Raw genomic sequence first — 10,891 nt, 5'->3', positions numbered from 1 at the left:
GGCCCCACCGCTGACCCGCCACCGAAAACCAAGAATCGGTCGGGTCGCTCCCCGACCCAACCGACCTCACGAAAGATCGAGGCTAATACGTTCACCTGCGGCGTGTTGTTGTTATGAGGCGCTCCATAACAACAACACGCCGCAGGTCAACGGGAGGGGTTAGCGGGGGGTGGCGGCGGCCAGGGCCGCCAGGTCGCCCTTGGCGAGGTCCTCGGGGGTCACGGCGGCTCGGGTGTCCACCAGTGTCTGGAGGGCGTCGCCGTGCTCCCAGGAGTTGACGTTGAGGGCCGCGGTGACGCGGCCGTCGCGGAGCCAGAACGCGATGAACTCGCGGGTGGACGGTTCTCCGCGCATCACCAGTTCATCGGTGGCGGGGTCGGCGAGGCCCCGGTACTCGCAGCCCAGGTCGTACTGGTCGGAGAAGAAGAACGGGCCGGCGGTGTAGGGGTCGTCGGCGCCGAGCAGGCTCCCGGCCGCGTGCTTGCCCTGCCGCTTGGCGTTGTCCCAGTGCTCGACGCGTACCCGGCCCTCGTAGCGGGGGTGGTCGTGGGCGGCGATGTCGCCGGCGGCGAAGATGTCGGGGGCCGAGGTGCGCAGGGCCGCGTCGACGGCGACCCCGCCCGCCGCCAGTTCCAGGCCGGCCTGCTCGGCAAGCTCGATGCGGGGGACGGCGCCCACTCCGGCGACCACCACGTCGGCGGGCAGCTCGGTCCCGTCGTCCAGCCGCACCACCCGGGTGTCGCCGCGGGTGTCGATCCCGGTCGCCTTGGCGCCCAGCCGCAGCGTGACGCCGTGCTCGGCGTGCAGGTCGCGGAACACCGCCGCGACCTCGGCGCCGAGCACCCGCTGCAGCGGCAGCGGCAGCGGGTCGGCCATGCTCACGGCCGCCCCGCGGGTGCGCGCGGCGGAGGCGACCTCGCAGCCGATCCAGCCGGCGCCGAGGATCACCACGCGGGCGCCCTCGGTCAGCTTCGCGCGCAGCGCCAGCGCGTCGTCGAGGGTGCGCACCAGGTGCGCGCCGTCGAAGCCGGGCAGGGTCCGCGGACGGGACCCGGTCGCCAGCAGCAGCCGGTCGTAGCGGTGCTCGCCGCCGGCGGCGTCGACGGCCACGTGCTCGGCCGGGCGCAGCGCGGTGATCTCGGTGTCGCGGCGCAGGTCGATCCCGTGGTCGGCGTAGTGGCCCGGCTCGGCCACCCAGTCGGGCTCGTCGGTCTCGCCCACCAGGACGCCCTTGGACAGCGGCGGCAGCTCATAGGGGTCATGGGACTCCCGCCCGAACAGCGTCACCTCCCCGTCGAATCCCCGTTCCCGGAGCGCGAGGGCCGCCGACGCACCGGCCAGCCCGGCTCCGACGATCACGATCCGCCGCGGTGTGCTCATCCTGTGCCTCCAACTCGTCATGTCTCGGTGGTCCACGGCGGGGCGCGCTACCGGCCCACGCCCGTGAGGGCCAGGAACTCCTGCCGCGACGCCGGGGCGTCCCGCAGGGTCCCCAGCAGGGTGGAGGTGACCGTCCTGGCTCCGGTGGCCTGCACACCGCGCAGGGTCATGCAGGTGTGCTCGGCCTCGATCACGACCCCCACTCCGGCCGGGTCCAGATGGGCCTGCAGCCAGTCGGCGACCTGCTTGGTCAGCCGCTCCTGGACCTGGGGACGGCGGGCGAAGTGCTCCAGCACCCGGGCCAGCTTCGACAGCCCCAGGATCCGCCGCCCGGGCAGGTAGCCGATGTGGGCGGTGCCGACGAACGGCAGCAGATGGTGCTCGCACACCGACCGCAGCGGGATGTCGCGGGCCAGGACCAGCTCGTCGTAGCCGTCGTCGTTGGGGAAGGTCGTCAGGTCGAAGGAGCGGGACGTGAACAACTCGGCGTAGGCGCGGGCCATCCGCCCGGGGGTACCGCGCAGGCTCTCGGAGTCGGTGCCGACGCCCAGCGCCCGCAGGAACTCCCCGGCGGCCAGCTCCGCGGCCGCCAAGTCCATCTCGCCCGGCCGCCCGGTGACCCGGACGGGGGTGATCGGCGACACGGCGAGTGCGGCGACATCCATGAACAACTCCAGGAAGGTAGGCGGCGTCCGACCTCTATTTCACCAACAAGTTTTAGCGTTATTGCCCGCATCGGTCAAGCGTGCCTGCTCAGAGAGATGCCTGGGCTGCAACAGCTAGTCATGTGAGTGTTATGGCGGTCATGCTGAGCTACCCTGCGAAGCAGCCGGTTCCGGCCGTGGATGCCGCCGCGATCGGAGCCGTCCGGGCAGGGACGGACCGACCGGACCCGGACGTGCGGCGCATCCCGCCACCCGCATCCCCGCCCAGGCACCACAATGGGGCGGTGACTGATCTGGACTCGGGGCCGGACGGACCACAGCCCTTCGCCCATCTGAGCGTGCCGAACGCGCCCCTCTACCGGGAGGTGCTGCTCGCGTTCGCGCGCGCCAAGGAGCGCTTCATCGTCCACCTGCGTCCCGAGGACGTGGCGGCCGAGCTGCGCCGCGACGGCGACGAGCAGCTGGCACAGGCGCTGGACAAGCTCGTCGAGTGGGGCAATCTGCGCGCCGACGCCGACACCGGCCGTGTCACCACCGTGGAGGACTTCCACCGCAAGCGGTTCCTGTACCAGCTCACCGCGGCCGGTCACGCCGCCGAGCAGGCCATCGCGTTCTACGAGGACGCGATCGGCCGGCGCGGCGTCCTGCAGTCGGTGGCGCTCACCGACATCGCCGACCGGCTCGCGGCCCTGGCGGCGCTCGCGGACGAGCCCGATCCGGACCCGGCCAAGGTCCATCTGCTGCTGCTGACGCTGGCCGAGCGGTTCTCCTCGCTCGCCGACAACGCGCAGGCGTTCATGGCGTCGCTGCGCCGCGCCATCGACTTCTCCGACGGCGACGTCGACGGCTTCATCGCCTATAAGGAACGTCTCATCGACTACATCAACCGCTTCATCGCCGATCTCGCCAACTCGGGTGCGCGGATCGCGGCGCTGCTGGACGAGGTGGAGGCGCGCGGGCACGAGCGGCTGCTGACGGTGGCGGCGCGGCGGGAGGCGTCCGACGCGGTGCCGGAGGGCGCGGACGCCGCCGAGGCGTTCGGCCGTGCCGAGGCCGAAGCGCTGGAGTCGTGGCGCAACCGGTGGCGGGGCCTGCGCGACTGGTTCGTGTCCGGCGGGACGGCCCGCCCATCGCAGGCGCGGCTGCTGCGGCAGGCGGCGGTGACGGCGATCAAGCAGCTGGTCGACACGGTCGGGCTGCTGAACGAGCGCCGGTCGGGCCGCTCGGACCGGTCGGCCGACTTCCGCGCGCTGGCCCGCTGGTTCGCGGAGGCGCCGGACGAGGAGGCGATGCACCGGCTGTGGCGGGCCGCGTTCGGGCTGACGTCCGCGCGGCACCTCACCGTCACCGCCGCGACCGTGGCGGCGTGGGACGAGGAGCCCCCGCAGGGGCTGCCGTGGGCGGACGCGCCGCCGGTGCGGATCTCGCCGCAGCTGCGCCGGACCGGTTCCTACGAGCGTCGCGGGAAGCCGAACCGCGTCCAGGACCGGTCGGAGCTGCGCCGCATGCTGCGCGAGCGCGCAGACCGCGAGGCGGCGGAGACGGCGGCGGCGCGGGCGCAGCTGCACACCGGCGGCCCGGTCCGGCTGTCGGAGCTGGGCGTGCTCGACCTGCGGGCGTTCCGGCTCTTCCTGGCGCTGCTCGGGGACGCCCTGGCGGCCCGGCTGCCCGGCGACACCGAGGTGAAGGCGATCACCGGGGACGGGTCGATGGAGGTGCGGCTGTCGCTGGTGCCCGGCGGCGGCGAGGTGCGCATCGTGACCGAGGACGGCGTGCTCACCGGGCCCGAGCACCTCATCGAGATCACCGACCTGAGCGGGGGCGGGACGTGAGCGACGACGACCTCGCGCGGCGGCGGGCGGCGCTGCGGGCGCTGCTGAAGCGGCCGCTGCTGACGGTCGAGTCCGATCCGGACGCCCTCGTCCTCGTCCGCCGGCACCAGGCGGAGCTGCGGGACTGGCTGAGCCGGGAGACGGGCTGGCGCCTCCAGGTGGACGCCGAGACCGCCCGCCTGTTCAAGACGGCGCCGCCCCTGGACGACGGGACGCATCCGGCGCGCGGCAAGGCCGGGGAGGCGTTCGGCCGCCGCCGCTACGTGGTGCTGTGCCTGGCGCTGGCGGTGCTGGAGCGCGCTGACGCGCAGACGACGCTCGGCCGGCTCGCCGAGGAGGTGCTGAACGCCGCGGCCGAGCCGGACTTGGCCTTCCCGTTCACCCTGGACAGCCGGGCGGAGCGGGCCGACCTCGTCGCGGTGGTGCGGCTGCTGCTCGGCTGGGGCGTGCTGCGGCGGGTGTCGGGGGACGAGGAGTCGTACCTGTCGGCGACCGGGGACGTCCTGTACGACGTGCGCCGGGTCGTCCTCGCAGCGCTGCTCACCGGGGCGCGCGGCCCGTCGACGATCAACGCGGACGGGTTCGGGGAGCGGCTCGCGGAGCTGGCCTACGAACCCGTTCCCGACACCGACGAGCTGCGCAACCGGGCGCTGCGGCGGAGCCTGACCCGGCGGCTGCTGGACGACCCGGTGGTCTACTACGACGACCTGGACGACGCCGAGCGCGCGTACCTGGTGTCGCAGCGCGCCGCGATCACCCGCCGGATCGAGGAGGCGACCGGGCTCGTGCCGGAGCTGCGCGCCGAGGGCGTCGCGATGGTCGACCCGGACGACGAGCTGACCGACGTGCGGATGCCGGAGCAGCGCACCGACGGGCATGCGACGCTGCTGGTCGCCGAGTACCTGTCCGGGCGGGACGAGGCGGGGCGCGGCGAGCTGGAGGCGTTCGTCCGGGACGCGGCGCAGCGGCACAGGTCGTTCTGGCGCAAGGGCGTGACCGAGCCGGGCGCCGAGGAGGACCTGCTGGACATCGCACTCGGCAAGCTGACGGCGCTGCGGCTGGTGACGGTCCTGCCGGACGGCCGGGTCCGGGCCCGTCCCGCGATCGCGCGCTACGCGGTGGAGGAACCGACCGTCCGGGAACCGAAGGGAGCCGTCAGGTGAACGGGACGCCCGTGCCGACGTCCGAGCGCTGGAAGCCGCTGCGCGCCGGGCTCGTCGACATGTTCTACTACGACGCCGAGGAGTTCCGGTTCCATGACGGGCGGCTGCTGCTGCGCGGCAACAACGGCACCGGCAAGTCGAAGGTGCTGGCGCTGACGCTGCCGTTCCTGCTGGACGGCGAGCTGTCCCCGCACCGCGTCGAGCCGGACGGCGACCGGCAGAAGCGGATGGAGTGGAACCTGCTGCTCGGCGGGAAGCACCCGCATCCGGAGCGGCTCGGCTACACGTGGCTGGAGTTCGGCCGCCTCCACCCGGACGGGACGCCCGAGTACCGGACGCTCGGCTGCGGGCTGAAGGCGGTGAAGGACCGCGGCATCGTCCGGCACTGGTTCTTCGTCACCACCCGCCGCGTCGGCGTCGACCTCGCCCTCGTCTCGGAGACCGGGGTCTCGCTGACGCGGGAGAAGCTGCGGGAGGCAGTGGACGGCCACGGCCTGGTCTACGACCGGGCGTCCGACTACCGGCGGGCCGTGGACGACGCGCTGTTCGGGCTGGGCGAGCACCGCTACGAGGCGCTGGTCAACCTGCTGATCCAGCTGCGGCAGCCGCAGCTGTCGAAGAAGCCGGACGAGCGGCTGCTGTCGTGCGCGCTGACCGAGGCGCTGCCACCGCTCAGCCCCGCGCTGGTCACGACGGTCGCGGAGGCGTTCCGGGGCCTGGACGAGGAGCGGGACGCGCTGCGCGCCCTGGAGGAGGCGCACAAGGCCGCGACCGACTTCCTCCGGCACTACGTGCGCTATGCCCAGATCGCCGCAAAACGGAAGGCCGCCGGCCCGCGCCTCACGCAGAGCAGGTACGAGCACCTCAACCGCGACCTCACCGAGGCGGAGACCCGGTTCGCGGCGGCACAGGCCGAACTGGAGGAATCCGGGCGGCTGCTGGAAGAACTGGGGGCGGAGAAGACCCGGCTGGACGCGCGCCGCGCCGCCCTCGAGGCCGGCCCGGAGATGCGCGACGCCAGGCGCATCAAGGAGATGGGCGAGGACGCGCAGCGCCGCGACGCCTACGCGGCGCGGCTGGAACGCGACCGCGACGGCCTGTCCGAGGAGGTCGCGCGCAGGCAGGCCCGGGTCGGCAGGGCACGGGCGCGGGCCGGCGAGGCCGAGACGTCGTTCGGCACCGTCCGGGACCGTGCGGCGGCCCTGGCGGCGGACGCCGGGCGGGGCCCCGCGCACGCGGCGGCGATGGGCGGCTGGGAGGACGATCCGGCGCGGGCGCAGCGCGCCACCGGTGCGCTGGCCGACGACCGCTCCCGCGCCCTCGCCGAACTGGACCGGCTGATGGCCGCGGTCACCGCCGCACGGGCCCGGCTGGAGACCGCGACCGCCGAAGCCGAGCGGGTGCGCGGCGAAGTGCAGGCCGCCGCCGAGCGGATCGGCGCGGCGGAGGCGGAGACCCGGGCCGGTGCGGCGGAACTGCTGGACGCCTACGTCACCTACCTGGCGGGCCTGGCCGAGATCCGGGTGGACGACCCGGACGCGGTCCTGGCGGGGCTGGCGGAATGGGCGGATACCGCTGACGGACCAAACCCGGCGGTGACCGCCGTGGACGACGCCGCCCGCGAGGCCACGGCGGCGCTCGGCGGCCGGGTCGCGGACGCGGAGTCGCGGCTGCGGGCCGAACGCGCCGCCGAGACGTCGCTGCTGGAGGAGATCGGGCGGCTGGAGTCGGGCGGGCACGACGTCCCGCCCGTCCCGCACACGCGCACCGGCTCCCGCGAGGGCCGGGCGGGCGCGCCGCTGTGGAAGGTCGTCGACTTCACCGACGCGGTGCCCGCCGACCACCGGGCCGGGCTGGAGGCCGCGCTGGAGGCGTCCGGCGTCCTGGACGCGTGGGTGACCCCGCAGGGCTCGCTCCTCGGCGAAGGCGACACGTTCGTGCTGGCCGGCGAGCCCGTCCAGGGGCCGTCGTGCGCGCTGGTGCTGCGCCCCGCGATCGACCGCGCCGACCCCGGGGCCGCCGCGCTGACCGATGACGCGGTGCGCGCCGTCCTCGCCGGGCTGGGCCTCGGACCGGGCACGCGGACCTGGGTCGCGGTGGACGGCCGGTGGGCGAACGGCGTCCTCGCCGGCTCGTGGCGCAAGGACAGCGCCGACTTCATCGGGGAGGGCGCCCGCGAGGCCGCCCGCCGCGCCCGCATCGCCCGGCTCCGCGCCGACCTCGCCGAGACCCGGGCGCGGATCGCGGCACTCGGCACGGAACTGGACGACCTGGCGGCCCGGCGGGAGACGCTGACCGCCGAGCACCGGGCCGTCCCCCGCGACACGGCGCTGCGCGAGGCGCATGTCCGGCTCGCCGGGGAGCACCGCAGGCGGCGCGAACTGGACCGTGAGCACACCCTCGCGCAGCAGGTCGCGGCAGGTCTGCGCGCCAAGGTCGCGGAGGCGGCGGAGCGGGCCGCCGAGTTCGCCGCCGACGTCGGCCTGCCGGACCGCGAACCGGACCTCGGGCGGGTGCGCGACGCGGTCGCCGGCTACCGGCTGGCCCTGGCCGAGCTGTGGCCCGCCGCGCGGACGCTGCTGACGGCGCGGGACGCGGCGCGCGAGGCCGCCGAGGAACTCGCGCTCGTCCAGGACCGCCTGGCCGAGGCGGCGGAACGGGCCGTGGAGGCGCGCGGACAGGCCGACGCCGCCGCGGAGGAGCACCGGGCGCTGGTCGAGACGGCGGGCGCCGCCGTCGAGGAGCTGTTCCGGCGGCTGGAGGAGGTCCAGCGGGCGCTCACCGAGCGGGACGGCGCGGAGTCGCGGGCGCGCGGCCGGGAGCGGTCGGCGCTGGAGGAGCGCGGCAAGGCCGAGGAGGCGCGCGACCGGCTGCGGGGCCAGATCACCGAGGCGGCCGAGGTCCGCGACGAGGCCGTGGCGGAGTTCCGCGCGTTCGCCGCGACCGGCCTGCTGGCCGTGGCCGTGCCCGCCCTGGAGGTCCCCGACCCGGCCGAGGAGTGGGCGCCCAAGCCGGCGGTCCTCCTGGCCCGCACCGTCAACACCGAACTCGACTCCGTGGACGACGGCGACAACCCGTGGGAGCGCATCCAGCGGAGAGTCTCCGAAGAGCACAAGCTGCTGTCGGACGCGATGTCCAGGCACGGGCACTCGGTCGGCCTCACCGTCCACGACGGGATCATGGCCGTGGACGTGGTGTTCCAGGGCCGCACCCGCGACGTCCCCGGGCTGGCGGACGCCCTCGAAGCCGAGACGGGGCACCGGGCCCGGCTCCTGTCGGCGCGCGAGCGGGAGATCCTGGAGAACCATCTGCTGAACGAGGTCGCCGGCACCCTCCAGGAGCTCATCGCCGCCGCCGAGGACGAGGTGCGGGAGATGAACGCCGAGCTGACCTCCCGGCCCACGTCCACCGGGATGCGGCTGCGGCTCATATGGAGGCCCGCGAAGGACGCCCCCGAGGGCCTCGACCGCGTCCGGGAGAAGCTGCGGCAGACCATCGACGCCTGGTCGGTCGACGACCGCGCCGCCGTCGGCCGGTTCCTGCAGGAGCAGATCGCCCGCGAGCACGCCGGCAACCCGGCGTCCGGCTGGACCGAGCAGCTCACCCGCGCGCTCGACTACCGGTCCTGGCACGCGTTCACGATCCAGCGGCTGCAGGACGGGCAGTGGCGGCCCGCGACCGGCCCCGCGTCGGGTGGCGAACGGGTGCTCGCCGCCTCGGTCCCGCTCTTCGCCGCCGCCTCCGCGCACTACAAGTCGGCCGGCAACCCGCACGCACCGCGCCTCGTCGCGCTGGACGAGGCGTTCGCCGGCGTGGACGACGACTCGCGCGCCAAATGCCTCGGCCTGCTCGCCACCTTCGACATGGACGTGGTCATGACGAGCGAACGCGAATGGGGCTGCTACCCGCAGGTGCCGGGCCTGTCGATCTGCCAGCTGTCCCGCCGCGACGGCATCGACGCCGTCCTGGTGACGCCGTGGCGCTGGGACGGTCGCGAACGCACCCGCGCCGACCTGCCCGACCCCGAACCGGCGTCCGGGCAGACGGACATCTTCGGATGACGGACGACCGCCTCCGCCGCCTGCTCGGCGGCCCGGACACCGCCTGGCTGGTGCGGCGCGTCCGCACCCGCCTGGAGCGCGGCACCCCGCTCACCGGCAAGGTCACCCTGGCGCGGGCCACGGCCGCCGAGCGCCGGGCGCTGGAGCTGCTGCTGGGCCGCCGCGCCGGTACGGGCACGTCCCTGTCGGTGTCGCTCCCCGAGGTCGACCGCGTCCTGCGCGCGAGCGGCGCCTCCCCCGCCGGGCTCGCCGCCGCCGTGGAGGCGCTGGACGGCCCCGTCCGCGACCTGGCCCGGGAGAACGCCGCGACCGCCGCCGCCTGGGCCGCGGCCTTCGCACCCCTCGACGAGGCCCTGACCACCCGCCCCGAACTGGCCGGATGGCGCGCCTGGCTGGACGCGACCGGCCTCGTCCGGCGCTTGACGTCCGGGCCCGCCGAAGCCGCGGACGTCCTTCGCCGCCTCGCCGCCGTCGTGCGGCGCCTGCCGTCCCCGGACATCCCCCTCGGCCAGTTCGCCGCCGAGACCTGCGGCCACGCCCACGCCCTGGACGACGGCCCGCTCGCCACCCTGGCACTCTCGTCCGCCCGAGCCTTCACCGGCCTGCCGTTCCGCGCGGACGGCGGCGCCGAGTCCCGCCGCGAAACCTGGGCGGCCGTGGGCGTGCACCTGGACGAACTCTCCTCCACCGTCCTGTGCCTGGGCCTGCCCGGCGACGCGCACACACCTTTGGGCCGCATGCTCGCCGCCATGCGCGGCGAACCCGTGTCGCTCACCCTCCGCCAGCTGCGCCGCCACACGGTTCCCATACAGGCAGACCTCGTCCGCGTTTGCGAGAACCCGGTCGTGGTGGCCGCCGCGGCCGACGCGCTGGGTTCAGCCTGCCCACCCCTCGTCTGCTGCAACGGCCGTCCGTCGACGGCGGTCTGGCGCCTGCTGGAACTCCTCGCCGAAGGCGGCGCCGAGTTCGCCTACCACGGCGACTTCGACTGGGGCGGCGCGGCGATCGCCGCCGCCGTCCACACCCGCATCGGCTGGCACCCCTGGCGCTACGACGCGCCCGCCTACCTCAAGGCGACCTCGGACACGCCCCTTGCAGGCCGCCCGGTCCCGACCCCCTGGGACCCGTCCCTGGCCATCGCGATGCAGAACCGCGCCGTCCGCGTAGAAGAAGAACAGGTCCTCACCGACCTCGTCACCGACCTGGCCTCCTGAGCGAACCAGCTCTTATACGGTGACCTGGTGACGGACTCCAGGCCCAAGGCTCGGCGGCTCGCCGGGGAACTCGAACGCGACGCCGCGAAGTACCCGGACGAGCGCACGGAGATCCTGCTGGAGGCGGCGGGGCAGTGGTCCTTGGCGGGCGAGCCCGAATGAGCGCTGCGGATCTACGACGACGTCATCGCCATGGACGTGGGCATGGACTCCCAGTTCGCCACCGCCGAACGGATCTCCCTGCTCACCGCAATCGGCCGCACCGACGAGGCCGACGCGGAGATCGCCCGGCTCAGCCGCTCGCACGTCGACCCGGGGCCGGCCGAACTGATCGCGGAATCGCTGGAGGGGCAAGGACGCCTCGACGAAGCCCTCACCTGGTTCACCATCACCTGCCGGGACCTGATGGCCGACGATGGCGAACTCGCCGATTCCAGGCTGTTCGCCCGGCCCGAACTACGGGGACGGCAGCGGGTCCGCCGAGCCCTCGGCCTCCCGCCCGCCGGCTCGTTCTTCGTCCGCGCCGACGTCGGCCGCGCCTTCGCCGAGGGCCTCGTCCACGGCACCGCCCCCACC

7 protein-coding genes and 1 pseudogene are annotated in these 10,891 nt (G+C 74.8%); 6 read left to right on the top strand and 2 right to left on the bottom strand.

The features are described 5' to 3' along the window. Positions 1-159 precede the first annotated feature (159 nt). Positions 160-1,380 carry an NAD(P)/FAD-dependent oxidoreductase gene (locus E1284_RS33135; RefSeq protein WP_131944107.1) on the bottom strand — a complete coding sequence of 407 codons (1,221 nt, stop codon included), beginning with the start codon at positions 1,378-1,380 and terminating at the stop codon, positions 160-162. 47 nt (positions 1,381-1,427) lie between these two features. Beyond that, positions 1,428-2,045 carry a GTP cyclohydrolase I FolE gene (gene folE / locus E1284_RS33130; RefSeq protein ID WP_131944106.1) on the bottom strand — a complete coding sequence of 206 codons (618 nt, stop codon included), beginning with the start codon at positions 2,043-2,045 and terminating at the stop codon, positions 1,428-1,430. 284 nt (positions 2,046-2,329) lie between these two features. On the opposite strand from folE, the gene E1284_RS33125 reads away from it, so the two are divergent. The 6 genes and pseudogenes from E1284_RS33125 to E1284_RS33105 all read left to right on the top strand — a co-directional run. Beyond that, positions 2,330-3,877, top strand: coding sequence for a TIGR02677 family protein (locus E1284_RS33125; RefSeq protein WP_243714898.1), 1,548 nt, complete (start codon positions 2,330-2,332; stop codon positions 3,875-3,877). After that, the gene (locus E1284_RS33120; protein WP_131944104.1) at positions 3,874-5,040 is read left to right on the top strand and encodes a TIGR02678 family protein; all 1,167 of its coding nucleotides are present in this window, start codon (positions 3,874-3,876) and stop codon (positions 5,038-5,040) included. Before E1284_RS33125 ends, E1284_RS33120 begins: the two co-directional genes overlap by 4 nt. Continuing rightward, positions 5,037-9,101 carry a TIGR02680 family protein gene (locus tag E1284_RS33115; RefSeq protein ID WP_243714897.1) on the top strand — a complete coding sequence of 1,355 codons (4,065 nt, stop codon included), beginning with the start codon at positions 5,037-5,039 and terminating at the stop codon, positions 9,099-9,101. Before E1284_RS33120 ends, E1284_RS33115 begins: the two co-directional genes overlap by 4 nt. Then, complete coding sequence (locus E1284_RS33110; protein WP_131944103.1) at positions 9,098-10,315, top strand: TIGR02679 family protein; 1,218 nt, start codon at positions 9,098-9,100, stop codon at positions 10,313-10,315. Before E1284_RS33115 ends, E1284_RS33110 begins: the two co-directional genes overlap by 4 nt. A 27-nt stretch (positions 10,316-10,342) precedes the next feature. Then, a complete protein-coding gene (locus tag E1284_RS43775; protein ID WP_279433100.1) occupies positions 10,343-10,477 on the top strand; it encodes a hypothetical protein in 135 nt (44 codons plus the stop codon). Between the two features lie 42 nt (positions 10,478-10,519). Next, a pseudogene (locus E1284_RS33105) lies at positions 10,520-10,891 on the top strand (hypothetical protein); the annotation flags it as partial.

Source organism: Actinomadura bangladeshensis, assembly GCF_004348335.1.
Lineage (GTDB): Bacteria > Actinomycetota > Actinomycetes > Streptosporangiales > Streptosporangiaceae > Spirillospora > Spirillospora bangladeshensis.
The sequence above is the reverse complement of the archived record's forward strand: the minus strand, read 5'-3'. Positions and strand labels throughout refer to the sequence as shown.